We start from the raw sequence: 22,074 nt of genomic DNA, 5'->3' as shown, positions 1-22,074 counted from the left end.
CTCCTCGCGGCTGGCGTCATAGGTGGAGGGTTGTTCAAAACAAAGAAGCACCGGTCTTGGGAGAAGGCCGGTGCTTCTTTTTCGATGCGGCGTCATCATCACCTCGTGTCACACCAGTGGTTTGACCAGCAACAACTCATCTCGAATAGGAATGCCGTCAGGACTTGTTTTCGGAATGTTTGGCTTGATTTGTCGCGCCTTGTCGACAGCGTTGGGAAAGACGTTCACAATTTGATAGCCGCGCTTTTGATAGAAACGAAGGGCATGCAAGTTGTCGTTGGTAGTGATCAGTTGAACAGCCGTGCACCTTTGTTGTCTCGCCCATGCCTCTGCCTCATGCAAAAGGGCGCTGCCGATGCCGCGGTTTTCCATTATGCTGTCTAGCGAGATGATCTCGCATTCGTTTCCGCAAATCACAAACGTAATGAGCCCGACGATCCGAGATCCATTCTCAACAGCCGCAAATCCATCCAGCTCGCTGCAGGTATAGATGCCGGTCGAGACAACCATTTGCGGACTTCCCCAATGGTCGTTGAAAAATTGGTTGACGATGGCGCGGTCCAACTGTTTGGTTGGAACGATGTTCAAGGCGCTCCTCCTCCTTTGTGCAGATGATGATTTTCACCCCAATGCATAAGACGTTCACTTCCGTGCGTGAGTTTGACACTCCGCACGCCTAAAGGCGTGGGATTCTTGGGTCGTTCGCGTCCTCATCCATTTCTGGTTCGGACAACGCCCAAATTCAGGGGTGTGTCATCACCCCGTCCCATCGGGTTAGGATGTACCCCAATGGGCGGCGCACCTGTGACCAGTGCGCTAGGTTAGACGGGGCTCGCTTTCATCCCACCCCTCAAGGAGTGGGCTTTTTCGCTCGCTGATCTGTAACAGGGGATGTCCACATCCGTCCTCCTCTTGTGTCAAAGGGCAGAGTCTTTTTGCATCATGGCTCGTTGAAACGATTGAAAAACAGCGAAGGAAATGAATGTTAGCACAATCCCTGACATATATGGCAAACTGGACTTTAAGGTGAACAACCAGCCGGCGATCGCCGGACCGCCGATGCGGCCGAGCGAATCGAACGATGATAAGACGCCTGTTGCGCTTCCTTGGCCGTCCGCCGTATATTTCGTCAACAACGCGGAGACGCACGGGCGGATGATGCCGTTTCCAATGCCGAAAATCGTTAAATAGAGCGCGGCTGTCCAAAAGCTGTGAACGAATAAAATGAGAAAAAAGCCAACTGCTGACAAGAACAGCCCGACACGAATGACAGCTCCTTCCCCGAATGAGCGGATCAGTTTTCCAAGCAACCCTCCTTGGACGATGGCCCCTGCAAGCCCCATGATCATAAAGATGTAGCCAAGTTCCGTCGACGAAAGCCCCGCTCGTTCAGCGGCAAAATAGGCGAACGTCGCTTCAAGTCCGGCGAGGGAAAACGTTGTGATCAGCTGCAGTAAGTATAGGCGCGCTACAGGCCCTTGGAGGGCGGCCGCAAGCGATGGCCGCTTTGTTCGTATATTCATTCGTTTTTCTCTCGGAAGCGACTCATGCAAGAAAACGAAAACGAATAGAGCGGTCAAGAGCGCCAAGCTGCCTGCCATCCAAAACGGAGCGGTTAAGCTCGCTTTCGAGAACACGCCGCCGATCCCCGGTCCGAAAATGAATCCAAGCCCAACGGCCGCTCCGATCATCCCCATTCCTTTGCCCCGGTCTTCTTCCGTTGTCACATCTGCGACGTACGCCATAGCGGCCGGCATCGTGGCCGCCGATAGACATCCGCCGATGATGCGAGCGGCAAACAACATCCAAAGTTTTGTCGCGACGGCGAGCAAGAAAAACGAAAGGGCCAAACCGAAAATGCCGACAAGCAGCATCGGCTTTCGTCCATAGCGGTCCGATAAATTCCCCCACATCGGCGCAAATAAAAATTGCATGAGCGAATAAACGGCCATCAACCAGCCGAGTTGTGTCGGGGAAGCGCCGATTTTTTCTGCGTAAAATGGAAGGACAGGGATAATGATGCCAAACCCGGCCATGACCAAAAACATCACAAGAAACAAAAGCGATAAATCACGGCGATTGCCCATGATCATCATCTCCACGATATGGTTTGCCTCTTTCATCATAATGGAAAGACAGGCGTTTTTCAAAGCAGATCGCACCTTGCTTGGCCGTTCCGACGAGGCTGGGGATCACTCCTGAATGTCGCCCACAAACCATTTTCCTTCCTCCCCATTGACAATGGAAGCGGTTTTCGCGAGACTGGAGGTAAACGGTTCGACAAACAATGAAGCGGACTTTGGACCGGCATCCGCCTAGGGTGCGAAACGACAAACACGCATGGGAGAGAATGGTGCATGATGACCAAAAACGAAATCCAAAAGTGGATAAAGGAATTCCCGCTGCTTAAAACGATCATGGCGGCCGAAGAGGTGTTTTGGCGCAATCCAAAATATCACGCGTTTGCGCAAGCTATTCGAACGATTCCTTTACGCGAACGCGATGTCAAGGAGGCGGAAGAACGATTGCGCCGCTTTGCCCCCTACATCGCGAAAGTTTTTCCCGAGACGCGGCCGGCCTATGGCATCATCGAATCCCCTTTAGTCCGGATTCCGAACATGCAACGGCGTTTGGAAAAGATGTTTCAGACCAACATCGAGGGGGAGCTGTTGCTAAAATGCGACAGCCATCTCCCGATTTCCGGGTCGATCAAGGCGCGTGGGGGCATTTACGAAGTGTTGAAACACGCGGAAGATCTTGCGCTCGCAAACGGTATGATCGCCATAGGAGAGGACTATGCGGTCATGGCCAGCGAAGAATTCCGGCAGTTCTTTTCCCGCTATTCGCTTGTCGCCGGCTCGACAGGAAACTTGGGCTTGAGCATCGGCATCATCGGAGCGCAGCTCGGGTTCCACGTCACCGTCCATATGTCAGCGGATGCTAAACAATGGAAGAAAGATTTGTTGCGAAGCAAAGGGGTGACGGTGGTCGAACATCTCACCGACTACAGCAAAGTGGTAGAAGAGGCGAGAAGGCAATCGGCCCGCGACCCGAAATCGTATTTTATCGATGATGAAAACTCGGTCCATCTGTTTTTAGGATACGCGGTGGCGGCGTTCAGGCTGAAACAACAGTTGGAGGAGAGAAACATCGCCGTTGATGAAGATCATCCGCTGTTTGTGTACCTTCCTTGCGGCGTCGGCGGCGGTCCGGGCGGGGTGACGTTTGGCTTGAAACTCGTATATGGGGATCATGTGCATTGCTTTTTCGCCGAGCCGACGCATTCGCCTTGCATGCTGCTTGGGTTGATGACAGGAGAGCACGACCGCGTGTCCGTGCAAGACTTTGGCCTCGACAACAAAACGGAAGCGGACGGATTGGCGGTCGGCCGCCCGTCGGGGTTGGTCGGAAACATGCTTGAGAACGTCATCAATGGCGTCTATACGGTCGATGACCAAACGCTTTACCGCCTGCTTGCGGCTATGGCGGATACAGAGGCAATCCGCCTCGAGCCTTCCGCATTGGCCGGGGTGGCGGGGCCTGCCCGGCTGTTTCACGATTCGGCGGGGCAAGCGTATTTAGAGAAAAACGATTTAAGGGGAAAAATAAAACAAGCCACCCATATTTGCTGGGCGACGGGCGGAAGCATGGTGCCAAAGGATGTGATGGAGGCCTATTATCGAGAGGGCGTGCGCATCGAAACCATGACAGGGAACCGTTTTTCCGAAGGGCGATAAGATCCCGCCATTCCATGGGGGGTGAAACGAATGCATGAAGTGTTGGAGGGATTCGATGAAAACGGAAAAAGAAAAGATGTTGGCGGGACACTTGTACAACCCTGCCGATTTGGAGCTCGTCAAAGAACGGGAGCGGGCGCGGCGGCTCGTTCGCCTGTATAACGAAACGTTGGAAACGGAGTATGACAAACGGACCGGGCTGCTCAAAGAATTGTTCGGTTCGACAGGGGAACGGCTGTTCATCGAGCCGAACTTCCGTTGCGACTACGGCTACAACATTCACGTCGGCGAAAACTTTTTCATGAATTTTGACGGAGTGATTTTGGATGTATGCGAAGTGCGAATCGGCGACCATTGTTTCATCGGTCCGGGTGTGCACATTTATACGGCGACCCATCCGCTCGATCCGCACGAACGAAATTCCGGGTTGGAGTACGGAAAACCGGTTGTGATCGGCCATAACGTCTGGATCGGCGGGCGGGCTGTCATCAACCCGGGCGTCACGATCGGCGACAACGCTGTCATCGCCTCAGGGGCGGTTGTGACAAAAGATGTCCCCGCCAACGCGGTCGTTGGCGGAAACCCGGCGAAAGTGATCAAATGGCTCAAATAGCCCAAGGCCGCGCCCCGCGCAAAGCATGTGCGGGGCGTTTGGTTGCATCATCCTTCTTTGTTACGCCCACTGCACTGCCACCGCCCGAACAGGCGAACCGTCGCAGCTAGGCAAGGAAAGAGGGAGGGCAATAATATACGGGTCATCAAAATCGATTCGCTCGAAGTTCACGAAATTTTCTCCGATCACCCCGTTGGCGCCAAGAATAAGTTCGTGGGCGCGGAACGACGAGCCGTCCGGCGGGTCGATGTTGAGCGCGTCGATGAAAAACGTCCGCACGCCTCGCTCCAGCATCGCTTCAATCACCTCCGGCGTAACGTACGGATGGGAAAAATACCGCTTTGTTCCGGCGTATTGCGACCAGCCGGTATGAAACAACACAATGGTTCCCGGCGACAGCTTAGGGATATACGGAGCGGCATCGGCCATCGTCACCGCTTCGCCTTCCGCTTTTCCGGTGGCATTGATCACGACGCCGCGGCCAAGAAAATACGTGAGCGGCACGTCATCGAGCCGCCAACCGTGTTCGTAAAAGTGAAACGGCGCATCCACATGCGTGCCGCTGTGCGACCCAAGCACCAAGCGGCTGACGTGATAGCCGTCTTGGGCGAACGTCGCCGCCGGTTCGATTTTCGGCTTCGGATCCCCCGGGTACACCGGAGTTTGGGCCGTGATCGGCATGGTGAGGTCGATGAGTGTTTTGATGTTCATTTCCAAATCTCCTTCTACACTATTTTTGGCTGCTTTTATCATACAACAAAAACATAGGAGAAGGAGGAATTAGAAAGCCATCATCATGCCTTGCGGGGCTGAACGGTTAGCTGAGGAAATGTTGCGCCGAACGTTGGGCGGCCGGTGACCAAGGGCTATGTTGCTTGTCTTTCCGCGAACAGGGGCAAGCAGTTTGACGGCAAACCGAGCGACGGAGTGTTATCATAGAGAGGGGAGGGGAACGTCACCCGTAACGAGAGAGGCGAATGATGGCGCTGCATGGCAACGGACGGCTTTCGTAAACAAAGGACAAGTGGAAGGATTTTCACGCGCGATGGCGAATGAAACAAATAAACAGGGCATGCGGGACATATACTGAAGGGGAAAATTTCGGCCGCGTGCTTAAAAGAAGGGAAGGGTGAAAAGATGTCAATCGCGGTGCAGAAACAGAAGCTATACATCAACGGCGAATGGCGGGAAGCGAAGTCTTACACTGAACTGAAATCACCGTATTCACGCGAGACGATTGCCGAAATCCCAGCAGCAACGGAACAAGAAGTGGATGAAGCGATCGCTGCAGCGTACGCGAAGCGGCAGACAATGGCCGCCATGCCGGCCTATGAGCGGGCAGCGATTTTAGAACGGGTCGTCGAGCAGCTGAAAGAGCGGCAAGAAGAGGCAGCGAAGCTGATCGCGCTGGAAGCAGCCAAACCGATTACGACGGCGAAAGGAGAAGTCGCCCGCACGATTCAGACGTATAAATTTGCCGCCGAAGAAGCGAAGCGCGTCCATGGGGAAACGTTGCCGCTTGACGCGGCGCCGGGTGGGGAAAATCGCATCGCCATGACCGTTCGTGAACCGATCGGCGTCATCGGGGCGATCACCCCATTTAACTTCCCGATGAACTTAGTCGCCCATAAACTTGGGCCGGCTATCGCTTCAGGCAATACCGTTGTGTTGAAACCGGCTAGCCAAACACCGCTGTCGGCCTACTTTATCGCCGAGCTATTTGAGAAAGCGGGCTTGCCGAAAGGGGCGCTCAACGTCGTCACCGGAAGCGGCCGAACGGTCGGCGATGCAATCGTCACCGACCCGCGCATCAGTATGATTACGTTCACCGGCAGCCCGGAAGTGGGCATCGCGATCCGCAATAAAGCGGGCTTAAAGCGGGTTACGTTGGAACTTGGCTCAAACTCAGCCGTGATCGTCGACGAGCAGGTCGATCTGAATCGCGTCATCCCGCGTTGCGTATTTGGTGCTTTCACGTTCCAAGGGCAAGTGTGCATTTCGCTTCAGCGCATCTATGTCCATGAAAATCGCTATGATGAGTTCGTCGAAAAATTCGTCGCCGAAGCGAAGCGGTTAAAAACGGGAGATCCGCTTGATCCAGCGACCGATGTGTCGGCATTAATCACGCCAGGCGATGTCGATCGGGCGCTCTCTTGGATTGAGGAAGCGAAACAAGGCGGCGCAAATGTCGTTCTTGGCGGTGAGCGTGACGGCAACATTCTGCTTCCGACGGTCATTGTCGATGCCAAACCGACAATGAAAGTGTCATGTCAAGAAGTGTTTGCTCCGATCGTTTTGATCAACCGCATTCGCTCGATCGACGAGGCGATTGCGCTTGTCAATGACTCGCGCTACGGTTTGCAGGCGGGCATCTACACGGATAATGTTCATACCGCGTGGAAAGCGGCAAAACAGTTGCACGTTGGCGGCGTGTTGATCAACGACATCCCGACATTTCGCGTCGATCACATGCCGTATGGCGGCGTAAAGGAAAGCGGATTTGGCCGCGAAGGGATTCGCTATGCGATCGAGGAAATGACGGAGTTGAAATTGATTATTTTTAACCAGAATTAAGCGGGATGAGAAGAGATTGGAGTAAAGTTTGTTCCTAAAATTCTAGAAGAATAGTTGCGCAGCCTTGGAGAGAGTGGCACTCCAAGGCTGTATGTTTAAGCGTGCTTTTCCAAAATATATCCCCAACGGTTCGAGGCGAGAGCAGACAGGTGGTATTTATGCTCGAGCTGTTTGCTGAACCATGCTTTTTTCACGAGAAGCAGGCTTCGGCTTGTATGCAAGAACGTTTTCAGCCCTCCGTGCCGAGGTTTGAGGTCATTCGCAAGCTCTGCTGTCAAGACCGCATTTTGCGGCCAGCGACCCTTCTCGTGCAACGGATGGTACATAAACAGTTCGTATCCATGAACAGGCATTTGGGCGGTCTGCTGAAGCAATGCCAGTTCGAAATTTGGCTTGGGATGATGGATATAATGTTGAACGTTTCGTAAAACGATGCGACGAACAACAGTCCAGTCAGCAACACTCCCCGCGCTCCCCACGTTCCTTTTCTCCATAATTGACTTGCGCAAATGCCATCAACATGCAAAGCGGCGGATAGACAGGGAGGATGTACCATCTGATTTTCGTCTTAGCTATGGTAAACATGAGAAGCGGGACGCAAATCCAAAGCAAAATCCCGATCACATCTTCTTTCAATCGATGGTCTGTTCCTTCAAACGCTAAAAGACGAACGCCTTGCATGTAACTGATGACCATGATTCCGACCAAGAGCGCCAGCCACCAAAAGAAAAAATGAACAAGAATGATGCCGTAGTAGGTTTCATCGCCGATATGACCTTCAATGGGCCGAGTGGAGCGCAACAACAAGTCATATCCGATCATTTGTTTAAAAAAACTGAATCCATCATAGTGATAGCGGGCAAAAGCCCAAGCGAGCACAGGAACAACGAAGGTGAGCGCTGCCCTCCACCATGCGCGCCAGCGTCCTGACTCCCACTGCCTAGTGATGAGAAAATATAAGACCATGATCAACAGAATGTTCCCCGCATGCCAACTTTTCGTTAAAAAAGCAAGTGAACAGGCAAGGCCCGCTGCATACAACCATCGCGTCTGCCGTCTGGCGGCCAGCAAAGAAAGGATGGATAACGTAAAGAAGAATACAAAGAGCGAATCCGCATCTCCTGTGCGAGCGCAATGGTTGAGAAGATATTGGGTGCTAAGTAGACAAGGCAAGCAATGAGACGATCGCGGCCATGCTTCCAAACCGTTTTTTCACAAATAGCGCAATGGCAACGGCCGTGAGCGTAGCGCAAATGCCAGACATCAGCCGCAAACCAAGCGCGTTCATCCCAACGAGTTTATAGCCAATCATGATCGCCCAGTAGCTAACAGGAGGCTTTAAATTCCAGTAATCAGGATGCCCAAGGTATGTGTTGACGATCAAGTTTCCATGCCTCAGCATTTCGTATGCATTGACGCCATGACGCGCTTCGTCCCAGCTTGAAATCGGGAATGTTCCTAGATGATAAAAGACGTTGTAGACCATCATCGAGAAGATCAACGCCGCCGCTGCATAAAACGAGATGTTTCGTACACTTGGATTTCTCATGCGATCCACTCCTTTATCGGCACGCTGTGCTTCGAAAAAAAGCAACACCGACATAGAAGCTATTACAAGTAGATGAAGATGTCAAGCATGGATGTGTTGGAGAACATGATATTTTTGCCGCCAACAAGGAAAAAACAATCTTCATGGCGAATGAAAAGAAATGAATCATCATTCAGAGGAGGAGAGCCATGGAAACGGTTGTGCTGACATTTGACCAAAACAAAGCGATATTGGAACTGAACCGCCCGCAGGCGTTAAATGCTATGGATGTGCAAATGCTAACGGAACTCGTCGACGCGCTGCGGAAAATCAAGGAAAGTGATGCTTCCGTTGTCGTCATCCGCGGCAAAGGGAGAGGATTTTCTGCGGGTGGCGACATTAAGACAATGCTGGCGGTTGATGACCCGAGCCAATTTCAAACCGTGATGAAAACGATTCAGGAGATGATCATGCTCTTGTATACGATGCCGAAAATCACCGTTTCGCTCATCCATGGCCCAGCGGCCGGCCTTGGGTTCAGCTTTGCCTTGGCGAGCGATTACCTCATCGCCACGAAAGAAGCGCGCTTGGCGATGAATTTCATCGGCATCGGCCTCATCCCAGACGGCGGCGGGCATTTCTTCTTGGCCCAGCGGGTCGGCACGGCGAAAGCCAAACAGATCATTTGGGAAGGAAAACCGATGAGCGCGGACGAAGCGCAGCAGCTCGGGCTGATTGACTTCATCGTCGAAGATGAACAACAGGCGGAACAAGCAATCGCTTCCTTGCAAGAAAAACCGCTTCAAGCCATGATCGCCACGAAAATGTTGTACGTCGAACAAACAAAAGAAGATTTGCTTCGCGTGCTCGAACTCGAAACCGACGCCCAACAGCGCATGCGGCAAACCGAAGACCACCGCGAAGGCGTCCGCGCCTTTTTAGAAAAGCGGAAGCCGGTGTTTCGGGGGAGGTAGGAGAAATGACAATATTTTTGCTTAAAACCGGTCAATCTAGGCCGGTTTTTATATGGGTTTCATTTATTACGAAATCGAAAAAATCATTGAAAGAAAGTGGAAAAAGGATTAGAATAACATTAAAGAGAGCAAGCGCTTTACCTAACGAGCTTGACTACAATAGATGGAGAGAATGATGAGCGATGAAAGTAACCATTTACGATGTAGCAAAAAAAGCGGGTGTATCCATTTCAACGGTATCAAGGGTGCTCAATAATACCGGGCGCATTAGTGAAAGAACGAGAAAAAGAGTCCTTCGGGTAATGGAAGAGCTGCATTATCAACCGAGCATGGTCGCCTCGGCGTTGACTGGGAAGCGGACAAGAACGATTGGCCTTGTCATCCCTGACGTAGCAAACCCATTTTTTTCTGAAATCGCTAGGAAAGTGGAAGATCGGGGGAGAGAACAGGGATTTAACGTTCTGATGTGCAATACGGATAACAACCCGGAGACGGAAGAAATGTATCTTTCTTTATTGCGCCAAAAAAGCGTGGATGGCATCATTATCGGAACCACAACGAACAATTATACAATGATCAAAGAGCTGTTGGAAGAGAATTTCCCTTTGGTTTTTATTGCCCAAGACATCCCGGAGCTGGCCATTAACGTGGTGAGAGTTGATGATTTTTTAGGGGGATATCAGGCTGTCTCGCATCTTGTTTCCCTAGGACATCAACAGATCGCGATCATGCTTGGGAATTTAAGTCGCACAAGCGATAAATACAGGCTGCAGGCCTATCAGCAGGTGCTTCAAGAGAACGGCTTGAAATGCGAAGAATCTTGGATTGTATATACGGACTATTCGATGGCTGATGGAAAAAGGGCGGCGATGGAGCTGTTGCAGTCGACCCCAAGGCCGACAGCGATTTTTGCCTGTTTTGATTCTCTTGCCGTTGGCATTTATCAGGCGGCCAAAGAGTTGGGACTCCGCATTCCCGATGATCTGTCAGTGGTTGGATTTGATAATACGATTTTATCGGCCATTATCGACCCGCCGTTGACGACAGTCGCCCAACCTATTGAAGAAATGGGAAGGCAAGCGGTTGACCTGCTAATTGCCCAAATTGAAGAGACCAATCATACGAAACAGCGGATCATTTTGCCGCCTCATCTAGTGGTAAGGAAATCGGCCTGTCATATCGCTAAAGTGAAATCGTAAGGATGTGAGCAGATTGTTTTTATGGAATAATAGATGTTACCGGAGAAAACGTTAAATTTAATGAGAAGAACAGCTGTAAATAGCTGTTCTTTTATTTTTAATAAAAATTCTATAAATTTAGAAAAAAATACTTGATAAAATAATAGGTTGAGGGTAAAATAAAAAACAAAAGGAAAGCGCTTGCTCAAAAAAGTTCGATGGAGATTAGATTGCACTATTATTAATGGACATAATAACCATTGTTTTCGATGTATTAGAAAGCGCTTCCCTGCTACAACGGAGATGAGGAGGAGAAAATAATGACTCGGGTGAAAGTAGGGATTTTGGGAGCCGGAGGGATTGCCAAGGTACATACGTCGATCCTAAAGAAAGATGAGCGGGTTCAAATTATTGGGGTAGCGGATATTGTGGAAGAAAGAGCCGCTTCATTGGCGAAGGAAGCCGGGGAAGCAAAAGCGGTCAAAAGCCTCGAGGAATTATTTGATCTTGGTGTAGATGCTGTTTACGTGACGACGCCAAACACGATGCATGTTGAGCCGGTACTAAAATGTCTGGAAAACAATGTGCATGTGTTCTCAGAAAAACCGATGGCGACTTCTTTGGAGGGGGCAGAGCAGATCAGGCAAGCGGCTGAACGATCAAAGGCGATTTACAACTTGGGAATGAACCGCCGGTATGCGTCGGTGTATAAAAGAGTCAAGGAATTGGTTGATTCCGGGGAGGTAACCCCCTATTTGGCTCATGTAAAAATGAACCGCGGCGAACTGTTAAATCCTCCTTGGACGGCAAACCCGAAGGTGACGGGAGGCTTCTTGTATGAAACTCCTTTCCATTTGATGGATCTATGCCGTTATTTATTTGGTGAAGTACAAACGGTTTACTGCGAAGCAAAACAAAACATTTCGACAGAGGAATTAGATACATTCGCGATTATGATGACATTTGTCTCGGGGACGATCGTCAATTTTGTGACGTATGCTCATGCTGGATGGAGCTTTCCGTTTGAGAGTTTGGAGGTTTATGGGAAGTATAGCACGGTCGCAACCCAAGAACTCGAAAAAGTCATGTATGCCCCAGGGTTGCAGCAGGCGGCGCACATTCATGATTTCTATCAATTATCCATTGAAGAAAAATGGGGATATAAGGAAGAGGATCGTCTGTTTATTGATGCCATTATCCATGGAACAAAGCCTCCGGTGACAGCTGAAGATGGCTTCCGCTCGATTCAATTGCTAGAGGCGATTTATGAAAGTGCTAAAAACAACGTTATCATAAATTTAAGGGATAGACAAATAAAAAATCCGAGTATCTTACAAAAATAATATAATTGTAGAATTTTTTACATTTAATTAAATTTATCAAAAAACTAAGATAGTAAGATGTATGTACGAGGAGGTGAACTCTTCGAAATCTTAAGCCATCTTTAGAAGGGTGATGAAAAATAGACATTTCTTTTAAATTGACTATCCTCGGTTGCGAAGAGGAGCAACGTTTTATAAGACTTCTCAATTTGAAACGCGGTATGATGAAGCTACACTTTCTGTTAAATCACCAGCCTTTTAGAAAACTCAATGTCTAAGCGTGAGTTGTCTTTATGGATAAAATTGGGTATGGAGGGAGAAAGGTGAAAAAGAGATTAATATCCAATATTTTGTTTGTGGTATTTATCTGTGTAGTACTAATCATTGCAGGATGTGAACAGCCTAGTCTATCAAAGAAGAGCAGTACAGATGTAGATGGGACTAAAATAGTAACAATTAGAGCTCAGACAGCGGGTGCAGAATTGACAAGAGTTGAGAACCTTGTTAAGGCTGCGGAAATGTTAAATAAGGAATTGAAAGAGCAAGGGAAGGATATACAGGTAAAGGTGCAGACAAGTTCGTTTAATGGCAGCTGGGAAGAATATGCTAAGCAATTTATGCTGGCTTTTAAAGCTAAAAAGGAACCAGATATTTATGCAACAGGACATGAAAATATTGGTTGGTTAGCCGATGGGAATTATATAATTCCGTTAGATGAATTAAAAAAGTCGAAGGAGTATTCGGATGTATTCCCTAAATTATGGGAATCTGTAACTTATAGAGGGCACATTTGGGGCGCTTTACAGGACACAGAGGCGAGGCCTGTTTTCTATAATAAGGATGTTTTAAGAAAGCTTGGATGGAGCGAGGAGGAAATAGATAGTCTTCCAGAGAAAGTTCGTAATGGTGAATTTACATTAGAAGATATGACAAAACTAGCGGAAGAAGCGAAAACAAAAGGTTTAGTTCAATATGGGATTATCCACCGTCCAGTTGATGGGCCTGATTTTCAGGCAATAGCTTATAACTTTGGTGGGAAAGTATATGATCCTGAGGAAAACAAAATTGTATTAGATAAAAAAGCGGTGGAAAAACAATTGAACTACTACTATGAAATCGCGAAGAAAAAACTTATTCCAAGCAATCTTACACAGATGGAGTGGAGTAATATCCACAAAATAGTTGTTAACGGAAAAACTTTATTCTACTATGGCGGAATTTGGAACGTGTTTAACTGGGGGCAAGATAACTTCCATGAAAAGTTAGGAAAAGTTGATGCAAAGTGGGTTAATGATCATCTGGGAATGATGTTAATTCCTGCTGCGGAAAAAGGAGGAAAACCTCTTACCCTTTCCCATCCATTTGTGTATACTGTTTCAGCGCAGACGGAGCATCCTGAACTAGTGAAACGGTTGTTAGAACTTGTGGCTACTCCTGCACTACAAACGGAACATAATATAAAAACATTTCATCTCCCTGTTACAAAAGGTGGTGCTGAGCATCCAGATTTTAAAGCGGATGTAACACTAGGAAAAGTAGCATACATGTCTGATTATACAACATTTCCCCCAAATCATGAAGGATTTCCCAAATACTCAAAGGCAGTGTTTAATGCTATTCAAGCGGTTGAACTTGGAAAAAAGACGCCTCGGGAGGCATTGAGAGATTTAGAGGTACAGTTGCAGAATGATCTTGGTGATCAGTTAAAAATCGTAGATTAAAATTGAAAGCAAATGATACCTGGCTCCTGCCAGGTATCTCCCTCTTCACATTCACATTCTCATTCTCGCAGAGATCTTTAATACATCAATATTTTCATTTCAGAGGGAGGTTAATGAAGTGGTTTCTTTTTACAAAAAATGGAAACTACCTGCTATCATGCTAGGGCCGTTTATAATTCTTATATTTCTGTTCTTTTTTCTTCCTGTTCTATTGACAGCTATATTAGCATTCACTAGTATGGATTCTTCTATGAAATGGGATTTTAACGGTTTGGAAAATTTCCGGAGTATTATTACTGACCCTAATATTTTGTTGATTGTAAAAAATACAGCAATTTATGTTTTCTTCACATTTTTGATTAATGTGTTTTTTGGCTTAGCTTTAGGTATTTTAACGACTTACTTTGTTCAAAGGGAATTCATCGGCCTCACTTTCAGAGCTATTTGGATGCTACCACGAATTTCTCCACCGGTCGTGTATATACTTCTTTGGTTATGGTTTTTGACCCTAGTGAATATGGTGTTTTAAATAGTTTGAGATCTTTTTTTGGTATGCCTCCTATTGAATGGCTTTCGGATTACCCGATGATAGCTATTATTTTAGCAAATGGATTGATTGGTGCTTCATTTGGAATGATTATTTTTTCATCTGCCATTAAATCTATTCCGAGAGACTTGTTTCAGGCTGCACAAGTAGATGGTGCTTCACAATGGTCAATTATCAAAGACATCATTATCCCTGCTGTCCGTTGGCCGTTGATGTTTGTTACATTATGGCAATGCTTGTCCTTGCTCACATCGTATGAATATATTCTCCTGTTGACAAATGGTGGACCATTGTTTGAAAGCGAAGTGCTAGCTTTATATTCTTATCACAAAGCTTTTCAAAACTTTGAGTTTGGATACGGGGCTGCTATTTCCCTCGTCCTCGTTTTAATTGCTCTCATCTTTTCGCTGATTACATGGAAAACTTTTGGAATGAAAAAAATGATCAGTTCTTCGAGAATAGAGTAGGGGGTAATAATTATGGAGATAACAGGATATCAAACAGAATCGACGACCATGGTTATATCTTCTTCTAGGTGGAAAAAACGTATTACTTTCATCATTGCCTACGGAGTTTTAGTGCTGACAACGTTGCCTATTATTTTGATGTATTTGTGGCTTTTGGTGAGTTCATTTTTCGAGAAAATGAAATTCGGCTTTATTCCTGTTCATTTTACCTTAGAAAACTGGGAGTTTTTATGGACTAATGTGGAGCATGGAGGGAGCATGCTTCCAAGTATTTGGAGGGCAACTTGGAATTCTTTCGTATTTTCAGGTACCCTTACTATCCTTGAGGTCATTATCGGTGTTATGGCTGGGTATGCTTTAGCCCGGACTGAATTTCCGGGACGTCAAGCGCTAATGAAGACTATATTACTTTTACATGCATTTCCAAGTGTTGCTTTACTGATTGCTGTGTTTTACATTTTAAATTTTATGGGATTGTTCGATTCACTATGGGGGGTTGTTTTAGTTAAGACAGCCTTACAAATTCCGATGACAGCGTGGATCATAAAGGGATTTTTTGATGATGTACCGTGGGATGTGGAATGGGCTGGATTAATTGACGGTTGCAGTCGTTTTAAGGTTTGGTTTTCAATTGTCCTTCCATTGATTAAGCCAGGGATAGCAGCAGTTAGCATTTTTTCATTCTTGTCGGGTTGGTCTGAATTCTTACTGCTGTATACCTTTATTTTAAGTGATGAAAATGTAACCCTGTCGTCTTACTTACAAAAACTTATCAGCGATCCGAATATGGTCAATTATGGGATGTTAAGTGCTGTATCACTGTTTTATATGTTCCCGGTTTTACTGTTTTTCCTTTTTACACAGAAGTCATTGATGCAAATGAGTGCTGGGGGAGGAAAAGGGATATGAAAATTGAACTGAGAAATATTTGTAAATCATTTAACAAAAAAACCAATACTATCGATAACATGAATTTGACGATTAATGACGGGGAGTTCGTTGCTTTGCTTGGACCGAGCGGTTGCGGAAAATCAACGACGATGCTTATGATCGCGGGAATTTATAAGCCAGATAGGGGCGAAATTTATTTTGATGGCCAAATTGTAAATGACTTGGAACCTAAGGATCGGAATATTGGCATGGTGTTTCAAAGCTATGCCTTATATCCGCATATGACGGTTTTAGATAATATTGCATTTCCATTGAAACAACAAAAAGTTCCAAAGGAAGAACGAATAAAACGGGCAAAACGGGCTGCCGAAATGGTACAACTTGAGCATTTATTAGGTCGAAAACCGAGTGAATTATCCGGGGGGCAACAGCAACGAGTTGCTTTGGCACGTGCTATCGTAAAAAGACCCAAAGTATTATTATTAGATGAGCCAATGTCTAATCTCGATGCTAGATTAAAAATCGAAATGAGAGAGGAGATTTCCCGCATCCAAAGAGAATTAGGCATCACAACCATTTTGGTTACTCATGACCAGGAAGAAGCGATGACGATGGCTGACCGTATTGCTGTTATGAAGGAGGGACAGATTATTCAGTACGATACCCCAATGGAATTGTATTATAATCCAAAAAACTACTTTATAGCTCAATTTATCGGAACACCTCCGATGAATTTTCTAAAAGGAAAATTACTGAACAACCAGCTTCATCTACCAAATAGCACTGTTGAATTAGATTGTGAATTTTGGGAGTTCAATAGAAAGGAAACAGAAGTCCATGTAGGTATTCGCCCTTATGATTTAAAATTAGGTAAAAATGGGAATGTTTATATAAAAGGTACTGTAAGTATGGTTGAACTTGTTGGGCATTCAAAAATGATTAGTGTAAAGGTTGGTAATGAACAGGTTCGTTTTTTTGCTGAACCCAATATTAGTATCGAATATGGCTCGGTTATCGAGATATCAACTCAGACCTCATCTATCCATTTATTTGATGCAGTAACGGGAAGAAGTTTAAAAAAAGATGGTATGAACAAGGGGCTTGTTAAAGAATCTGTCTATAACTAAAGGAGAGAAATTAAAAAATGGGTGTTAGTGTAAAATGCAGTGTAGAACATGTTTTGTATAACTCAGCGATTGAATACGTATTACAAGCAGGACAATTAATTAGGAGTCATTTGGGGAATAAAGGAAAAATTGAGCAAAAAAAGAATGCCTTTGATCTGGTAACAGAGGTTGATAGACGAAGTGAAGACTTACTTCGGCGAAAGATTCACAAGGATTACCCTAGCCATTGGATTTTATCTGAAGAAAATTGCGGTCAAGCCAACGCATATGAGATGTTTAAAAATCATGATTCGGATTACGGTTGGATCATCGATCCCATTGATGGTACGACCAACTTTATTCATGGCATCCCGTATTTCGCTATTTCGATCGGAGTTGTAAAGGATGGAGAGCCTGTCATCGGCGTTGTGTTCAACCCAGTCACGGATGAACTTTATACGGCAAGAAAGACATTTGGAGCTTATTTGAATGGACGCCCCATTCGGGTTGGAAAAGAATCGACTTTGGCTGAAGCGGTCATAGCAACCGGATTTCAGGCTAGCGATTTTAGATCGGGGTCTCGTGTCGTTCAACAAATAGACCAATTGGCAGGGAGAAGCCGCAATATCCGTCTATTTGGTTCAGCGAGTCTAGATCTATGTTTATTGGCATCTGGAAGGATCACAGGTTTTTGGCATGATGGTCTAAATCCATGGGATACAGCGGCGGGGATCTTAATCTTGACAGAAGCGGGGGGGAAAGCCACAGATAAAGATGGAAATCCTTATCGCCTCTCTCATGATTCACTGATCGCCTCTAACGGGAGAATTCATGGCGAATTAATAGAAACAATAAAATTATAAAAAATGAGGGATTTTGTTGAAAAGACCATTAATTACTGCTCATACTGGTTGCATGAATACGCCGCCTAATTCTATTGAATCTATATTAGAAGGAATAAAAGCAGGAGCGGATATTATTGAAGTGGATGTTCGTGCTACAAAGGATGGGGTTGCTGTTCTTCTGCATGATGAAAAGATTGTAACTCCAAAGGGAGTAAGGAGGGTAGGAGATTTATCGTTTAAGGAACTCCATGATCTCGATAGATCTAGTAGGATTTTTCGGCTCGAGGAGGCTTTATCGATTGTCAAAGAGCATCACCGGATTATTAATCTAGATGTAAAAGAAGATAGTGCTATTGATCCAATGATAGAAACAATTGAAAAACATAAGATGAGAGATTATGTGATTATTTCTGGATGTGAAAGGGAAAGAGCGAATTATTTAAAAAATCATTACCGTTTATATCAAGTATTACTAAATGTAGGTATAAGTTTGTATGAAACCTATAAGGAGGATTATGAATCCTTTATCAGGAAAACGTGTTGGGAAGCTATTGAAGCTTCATGTTGCGGTATAAACATAAACTATCAATTCTGTGACGAGTCATTGGTTAGTTATGCCACGATTCGTTGTATTCCTGTTTGGGTTTGGACAATCGATGAACCTGATGTAATGAAAAAATTCCTCGATATGGGTGTTTATTCCATAACTACTAATGAAGTAAAAATACTAGTGGAGCTAGGGAACCAAGCGAAATAACTAGGAAACTCCAGGAGGTATTTAAAATGATCGATACGCTTTTATATGAGTGGAAAAAGAGAAATGAGGAAATTACGGGGTTAATCAGGGAAGGAGTTTCTACTAATGATTTCTACCAACTAGCGATTTGCCAATTGGAGTTTCTAAGAAGGGTAATCCCTGATAATGTGAATTATGTATCACGATTAGCGGAGCTCTTGCACTTAGATGGTAATATACGTAGGGCTGGAGAACAGTACCGTCTAGTATTACAGATGGATCCGTTAACTCCGCTTACTGAGAAGGAAACACAGATGATTAGGAAATTTTGTCCAATATTGCTCCTTACCCAGAAAGAATGTTTTCCGTTGAAAGATGTTGTAGCAGTGCATCATCCAACCAAACCAATGATTGGCTATCACTTGTTTTGGGAGGATGACTATGATTTCCCCCTGATGATTATGAACCGTGCGACCATGAAGAAATTTGGATTGAGTACAATCCTGAAAATGAGACCATAACTAATGTTATGTGTTGGTTCCATTCCCGTGTTCTTAGCTCTAAGGATGCGGTCAAAGAGGCATGGGATAACAATCAAAGAGCCATCATTAGAGTTGAGTGGGGGAAGCACGGTTCTCTTTTATGTGGATGGGAAAGTATGAAAGAGCCACTAACAGGTGTGATGCTAGTTGATTGGCTTAAAGAAACTTATGAACATGTAAAGAAAGGCGGACGAGTACCTTCTCATCCATTAAAGAAATATTGGCCCAAAGGATTTGAGGGTACCTTTGAGGAATATATTGATTTTTCCGTAAGACTAGATCCATTAAATTGGCTTGATAAAAAACCCCTCATGTATAAAACAAGATGGGTAAACGCTGTTATATTTACGCAATGTTTACCTTACAACTTTCATCCTAAAATGGAATGGCCGGATCGTTTTCACAAGTTTCCATTCTAAAAATTTTATATATATTCAAAAATAGGAATTTATCAACAACTAAACTTATGGCAATTAAATTGATAACATGTGAGGTTATCCTTCTAATGGTGATAAGATTTTTGGTTGCGGAAGTTATAATCGTTATACCAAATGACAACTAAGGAGGTGGTTATATTGTTTACAATCTCTATCTATACCATTATAGAGAGAACAGTTTTAGCAGCTATACTTGGTGGTATCGTTGGATGGGAGCGCGATTTAAGGGATAAACAAGCAGGGGTAAAAACCCATCTTCTAGTTTCCGTTGGTTCTGCTTTGATTATGATACTTTCAATTTATGGATTTAATGAAACAATAGGTCACTGGAACGCAAGATTTGATCCAGCGCGCCTGGCTCATGGGGTAATAAGTGGTATTGGTTTCTTGGGAGCAGGGGTAATCATGCGTAAATCAAATAGAGTCTCAGGAATCACCACTGCAGCTACCTTGTGGGTTGTTGCTTCCATAGGCTTATGTGTTGGAGCGGGATTTTATGTACCTGCATTGGTGGGAACGGTGATCATTTTGATAAACGCTTTTGTTCTTCGAGGGATAGAGTCAAAGCTGCTATCATCAGCTAAGGCAATTACAATTCATATAACAGTTAAAGACGGAGATGGAATAGATGCGTTAAAGGAAATATCGAACTTTTTCAGAGAGAGCAAGGCAGTAATTAAACATATCTACTTTTTAGATACAAAGGAGCTGAGTGATAATTTAGTTAATATTACATTCCGATTAAAGCTAAAGAGTCAAGATAATCTTATTGGTTTGCTTACTCATTTGAGGGGAATAGAGGGGGTAGAGAAGGTTGAATGTGATGATATTCATATGAGAGTCAAAGAGGTTTTTAACGAGAAAAGTCTGAGTCTTTAATCCTTTTCAGGAGGGGGGAAGTAAATGAAAACGATCCGCTTAACAACCGCCCAAGCATTAGTCAAGTTTTTAAACCAGCAGTACGTGGAGTTCGATGGTCGTGTACAGAAATTTGTCAAAGGTGTTTTTACGATTTTCGGCCATGGTAATGTACTCGGCCTTGGTCAAGCGCTTGAGGAAGATCCCGGAGAGCTCGAAGTGTACCAAGGGCGCAATGAACAAGGAATGGCACATGCGGCGATTGCCTTTGCAAAACAAAAACACCGTCGGCAAATCATGGCATGCACGTCATCCGTCGGTCCCGGGGCGGCGAATATGGTGACGGCAGCGGCGACAGCTTCGGCGAACCACATTCCGGTGTTATTGCTTCCGGGAGATACGTTTGCGACAAGACAGCCCGATCCCGTGCTTCAACAAATCGAGCACTGGCATGATTTGACCATTTCCACAAACGATGCGTTTCGTGCCGTCAGCAAATATTGGGATCGCATCAGCCGCCCCGAGCAGCTGATGCCGGCGATGATTCAAGCGATGCGGGTACTGACCGATCCCGCCAACACCGGAGCAGTCACCATTGCCTTGCCTCAAGATGTGCAAGGGGAAGCGTACGATTTTCCTGAATCCTTTTTCCAAAAACGGATTCACCGCATTGAACGCCGCGTTCCGGCGAAAGCGGCGATTCATGAGGCGGTGGAGCTCATTCGCAGAAAGAAAAAACCGATCATCATTTGCGGCGGCGGCGTCCGCTATTCGGAAGCAGCGGAAGAACTGAAACAGTTTGCCGAGAAATTTCACATTCCTTACGGGGAAACGCAAGCCGGCAAAAGCGCGGTGGAAAGCGCCCACCCATACAATCTCGGGGGAATTGGCGTCACCGGCAACCTTGCCGCCAATATAATTGCGAAGGAAGCCGATTTGGTCATTGGGATTGGCACCCGTTACACCGATTTTACGACAGGGTCGAAACAGCTTTTCCAACATCCTGAAGTAGAATTTTTGACGATCAATGTCTCGGTCTTTGATGCTTGCAAATTGGATGCCGTCCGCGTAGTGGCAGATGCGAAACTTGCTCTTCTCGCCTTAACCGAAGAGTTGGAGAAAATCGGGTATCGATCCGGCTATACGAATGAAATAGACATCGCGAAAAAGGCGTGGGAAGAAGAGCTTAACCGACTGCATCACGTCCGCTACCGCCAGTCGGGCTTTCAGCCGGAGGTGGCCGGCCATCTCGATGAGGTTTTGACTGAGTATTCCGAGTTTTTCGATTCTTCGTTAACGCAAACGGAAGTCATTGGCGCGATTAACGAGTGGATCGATGACGACGCCATTATCATCGGAGCGGCAGGCAGTTTGCCGGGGGATTTGCAGCGCATGTGGGTGGCGCGCCGGCCCAATACGTATCATATGGAGTACGGCTATTCGTGCATGGGGTATGAGATTGCTGGTGCGCTTGGCGTGAAAATGGCGGAGCCGGATAAAGAAGTCTATGCGATGGTCGGCGATGGCAGCTACTTAATGCTTCACTCGGAGCTTGTAACGAGCATTCAGGAAAAGAAAAAAATCAATGTTCTCCTATTTGATAATGGTGGATTCGGCTGCATTAACAACTTGCAAATGGGTCATGGAATGGGCAGTTTCGCCACAGAATTCCGCTACCGCAACGAAGAAACCGGGCGCTTAGACGGGAGCTTGATTCCGATTGACTTCGCGCAAAGCGCGGCCGGTTACGGGGTGAAAACGTATAAAGTGCACACGCTCGAGCAATTAAAAGAAGCGCTCGAAGATGCCAAACAACAATCGGTGTCGACATTGATCGATATTAAGGTGCTTCCAAAAACGATGACCCATGATTATGAGTCATGGTGGCATGTCGGGGTGGCGGAAGTGTCCCGGAACCCAAAAATTGCGGAGGCATACAAGCGGAAAGAACAACAATTGCAAAGGGCAAGAAAATATTGAACAACTGGAGTGAGAGAG

19 protein-coding genes and 1 pseudogene are annotated in these 22,074 nt (G+C 46.0%); 16 read left to right on the top strand and 4 right to left on the bottom strand.

Features of this window, described 5'->3' with window-relative positions:
• Nucleotides 1-108: 108 nt before the first annotated feature.
• Together IC804_RS01550 and IC804_RS01545 are read right to left on the bottom strand one after the other, a co-directional pair.
• Complete coding sequence (locus IC804_RS01550) at nt 109-588, bottom strand: GNAT family N-acetyltransferase (protein ID WP_060788321.1); 480 nt, start codon at nt 586-588, stop codon at nt 109-111.
• Between the two features lie 329 nt (nt 589-917).
• Nucleotides 918-2,087 (bottom strand): MFS transporter, encoded by a 1,170-nt coding sequence (locus IC804_RS01545; protein WP_081133157.1) that lies wholly within the window; start codon nt 2,085-2,087, stop codon nt 918-920.
• 270 nt (nt 2,088-2,357) lie between these two features.
• Here IC804_RS01545 and IC804_RS01540 point away from each other — a divergent pair, with 270 nt between their 5' ends.
• Together IC804_RS01540 and IC804_RS01535 are read left to right on the top strand one after the other, a co-directional pair.
• Nucleotides 2,358-3,737, top strand: a complete 1,380-nt coding sequence (locus IC804_RS01540) for a D-serine ammonia-lyase (RefSeq protein WP_081157271.1) — start codon at nt 2,358-2,360, stop codon at nt 3,735-3,737.
• Between the two features lie 55 nt (nt 3,738-3,792).
• Nucleotides 3,793-4,350, top strand: a complete 558-nt coding sequence (locus IC804_RS01535) for a sugar O-acetyltransferase (protein WP_081157272.1) — start codon at nt 3,793-3,795, stop codon at nt 4,348-4,350.
• Between the two features lie 60 nt (nt 4,351-4,410).
• Here the strand turns inward: IC804_RS01535 and IC804_RS01530 are convergent, their stop codons facing one another.
• A complete protein-coding gene (locus IC804_RS01530; RefSeq protein ID WP_081157273.1) occupies nt 4,411-5,061 on the bottom strand; it encodes a cyclase family protein in 651 nt (216 codons plus the stop codon).
• A 426-nt stretch (nt 5,062-5,487) separates the two neighbouring features.
• Between IC804_RS01530 and IC804_RS01525 the strand changes: the two genes are divergently transcribed.
• Nucleotides 5,488-6,924, top strand: a complete 1,437-nt coding sequence (locus IC804_RS01525) for an aldehyde dehydrogenase family protein (protein WP_081157274.1) — start codon at nt 5,488-5,490, stop codon at nt 6,922-6,924.
• A gap of 95 nt (nt 6,925-7,019) precedes the next feature.
• Here IC804_RS01525 and IC804_RS18985 read toward each other — a convergent pair.
• Nucleotides 7,020-8,473, bottom strand: a pseudogene (locus IC804_RS18985) (ArnT family glycosyltransferase).
• Between the two features lie 188 nt (nt 8,474-8,661).
• Between IC804_RS18985 and IC804_RS01515 the strand changes: the two are divergent.
• The 13 genes from IC804_RS01515 (at nt 8,662) to iolD (ending at nt 22,056) form a co-directional block, all read left to right on the top strand.
• Nucleotides 8,662-9,426: an enoyl-CoA hydratase gene (locus IC804_RS01515; RefSeq protein WP_011231403.1), complete on the top strand. Its 765-nt coding sequence runs from the start codon at nt 8,662-8,664 to the stop codon at nt 9,424-9,426.
• A 182-nt stretch (nt 9,427-9,608) separates the two neighbouring features.
• Complete coding sequence (locus tag IC804_RS01510; protein WP_011231391.1) at nt 9,609-10,625, top strand: LacI family DNA-binding transcriptional regulator; 1,017 nt, start codon at nt 9,609-9,611, stop codon at nt 10,623-10,625.
• A gap of 299 nt (nt 10,626-10,924) precedes the next feature.
• Nucleotides 10,925-11,947 carry a Gfo/Idh/MocA family protein gene (locus IC804_RS01505; protein WP_081157275.1) on the top strand — a complete coding sequence of 341 codons (1,023 nt, stop codon included), beginning with the start codon at nt 10,925-10,927 and terminating at the stop codon, nt 11,945-11,947.
• Nucleotides 11,948-12,249: 302 nt separating this feature from the next.
• Nucleotides 12,250-13,647 (top strand): sugar ABC transporter substrate-binding protein, encoded by a 1,398-nt coding sequence (locus IC804_RS01500; RefSeq protein WP_223812867.1) that lies wholly within the window; start codon nt 12,250-12,252, stop codon nt 13,645-13,647.
• A 444-nt stretch (nt 13,648-14,091) separates the two neighbouring features.
• Complete coding sequence (locus tag IC804_RS18395) at nt 14,092-14,661, top strand: carbohydrate ABC transporter permease (protein WP_223812866.1); 570 nt, start codon at nt 14,092-14,094, stop codon at nt 14,659-14,661.
• 12 nt (nt 14,662-14,673) lie between these two features.
• Nucleotides 14,674-15,570 carry a carbohydrate ABC transporter permease gene (locus tag IC804_RS01490; RefSeq protein ID WP_129446864.1) on the top strand — a complete coding sequence of 299 codons (897 nt, stop codon included), beginning with the start codon at nt 14,674-14,676 and terminating at the stop codon, nt 15,568-15,570.
• Nucleotides 15,567-16,679: an ABC transporter ATP-binding protein gene (locus IC804_RS01485; protein ID WP_171355778.1), complete on the top strand. Its 1,113-nt coding sequence runs from the start codon at nt 15,567-15,569 to the stop codon at nt 16,677-16,679. Before IC804_RS01490 ends, IC804_RS01485 begins: the two co-directional genes overlap by 4 nt.
• 17 nt (nt 16,680-16,696) lie before the next feature.
• Nucleotides 16,697-17,521: an inositol monophosphatase family protein gene (locus IC804_RS01480; RefSeq protein ID WP_081157693.1), complete on the top strand. Its 825-nt coding sequence runs from the start codon at nt 16,697-16,699 to the stop codon at nt 17,519-17,521.
• Between the two features lie 16 nt (nt 17,522-17,537).
• Nucleotides 17,538-18,260: a glycerophosphodiester phosphodiesterase gene (locus IC804_RS01475; protein WP_190300651.1), complete on the top strand. Its 723-nt coding sequence runs from the start codon at nt 17,538-17,540 to the stop codon at nt 18,258-18,260.
• Nucleotides 18,261-18,286: 26 nt separating this feature from the next.
• Nucleotides 18,287-18,760, top strand: a complete 474-nt coding sequence (locus IC804_RS01470) for a tetratricopeptide repeat protein (RefSeq protein WP_190300650.1) — start codon at nt 18,287-18,289, stop codon at nt 18,758-18,760.
• Nucleotides 18,761-18,897: 137 nt separating this feature from the next.
• Complete coding sequence (locus tag IC804_RS01465; RefSeq protein ID WP_190300649.1) at nt 18,898-19,200, top strand: hypothetical protein; 303 nt, start codon at nt 18,898-18,900, stop codon at nt 19,198-19,200.
• Nucleotides 19,201-19,356: 156 nt separating this feature from the next.
• The gene (locus IC804_RS01460; RefSeq protein ID WP_158083262.1) at nt 19,357-20,097 is read left to right on the top strand and encodes an MgtC/SapB family protein; all 741 of its coding nucleotides are present in this window, start codon (nt 19,357-19,359) and stop codon (nt 20,095-20,097) included.
• A 24-nt stretch (nt 20,098-20,121) separates the two neighbouring features.
• Complete coding sequence (iolD, locus tag IC804_RS01455) at nt 20,122-22,056, top strand: 3D-(3,5/4)-trihydroxycyclohexane-1,2-dione acylhydrolase (decyclizing) (RefSeq protein WP_081157479.1); 1,935 nt, start codon at nt 20,122-20,124, stop codon at nt 22,054-22,056.
• Nucleotides 22,057-22,074 lie beyond the last annotated feature (18 nt).

It is taken from the genome of Geobacillus sp. 47C-IIb, from assembly GCF_014679705.1.
In the GTDB taxonomy this organism is placed as follows: Bacteria; Bacillota; Bacilli; order Bacillales; family Anoxybacillaceae; genus Geobacillus; species Geobacillus thermodenitrificans.
This window is presented reverse-complemented; position numbering and strand designations above follow the sequence as displayed.

Excerpts from the sequence above, each read along its gene's own strand:
- IC804_RS01485 (WP_171355778.1), top strand. The coding sequence starts at position 15,567 with ATGAAAATTGAACTGAGAAATATTTGTAAATCATTTAACAAAAAAACC.
- IC804_RS01510 (WP_011231391.1), top strand. The coding sequence starts at position 9,609 with ATGAAAGTAACCATTTACGATGTAGCAAAAAAAGCGGGTGTATCCATT.
- IC804_RS01530 (WP_081157273.1), bottom strand. The coding sequence starts at position 5,061 with ATGAACATCAAAACACTCATCGACCTCACCATGCCGATCACGGCCCAA.
- IC804_RS01465 (WP_190300649.1), top strand. The coding sequence starts at position 18,898 with ATGAAAGAGCCACTAACAGGTGTGATGCTAGTTGATTGGCTTAAAGAA.
- IC804_RS01490 (WP_129446864.1), top strand. The coding sequence starts at position 14,674 with ATGGAGATAACAGGATATCAAACAGAATCGACGACCATGGTTATATCT.
- IC804_RS01535 (WP_081157272.1), top strand. The coding sequence starts at position 3,793 with ATGAAAACGGAAAAAGAAAAGATGTTGGCGGGACACTTGTACAACCCT.
- IC804_RS01470 (WP_190300650.1), top strand. The coding sequence starts at position 18,287 with ATGATCGATACGCTTTTATATGAGTGGAAAAAGAGAAATGAGGAAATT.
- IC804_RS01545 (WP_081133157.1), bottom strand. The coding sequence starts at position 2,087 with ATGGGCAATCGCCGTGATTTATCGCTTTTGTTTCTTGTGATGTTTTTG.
- IC804_RS01540 (WP_081157271.1), top strand. The coding sequence starts at position 2,358 with ATGATGACCAAAAACGAAATCCAAAAGTGGATAAAGGAATTCCCGCTG.
- IC804_RS01515 (WP_011231403.1), top strand. The coding sequence starts at position 8,662 with ATGGAAACGGTTGTGCTGACATTTGACCAAAACAAAGCGATATTGGAA.
- iolD (WP_081157479.1), top strand. The coding sequence starts at position 20,122 with ATGAAAACGATCCGCTTAACAACCGCCCAAGCATTAGTCAAGTTTTTA.
- IC804_RS01480 (WP_081157693.1), top strand. The coding sequence starts at position 16,697 with ATGGGTGTTAGTGTAAAATGCAGTGTAGAACATGTTTTGTATAACTCA.
- IC804_RS01525 (WP_081157274.1), top strand. The coding sequence starts at position 5,488 with ATGTCAATCGCGGTGCAGAAACAGAAGCTATACATCAACGGCGAATGG.
- IC804_RS01505 (WP_081157275.1), top strand. The coding sequence starts at position 10,925 with ATGACTCGGGTGAAAGTAGGGATTTTGGGAGCCGGAGGGATTGCCAAG.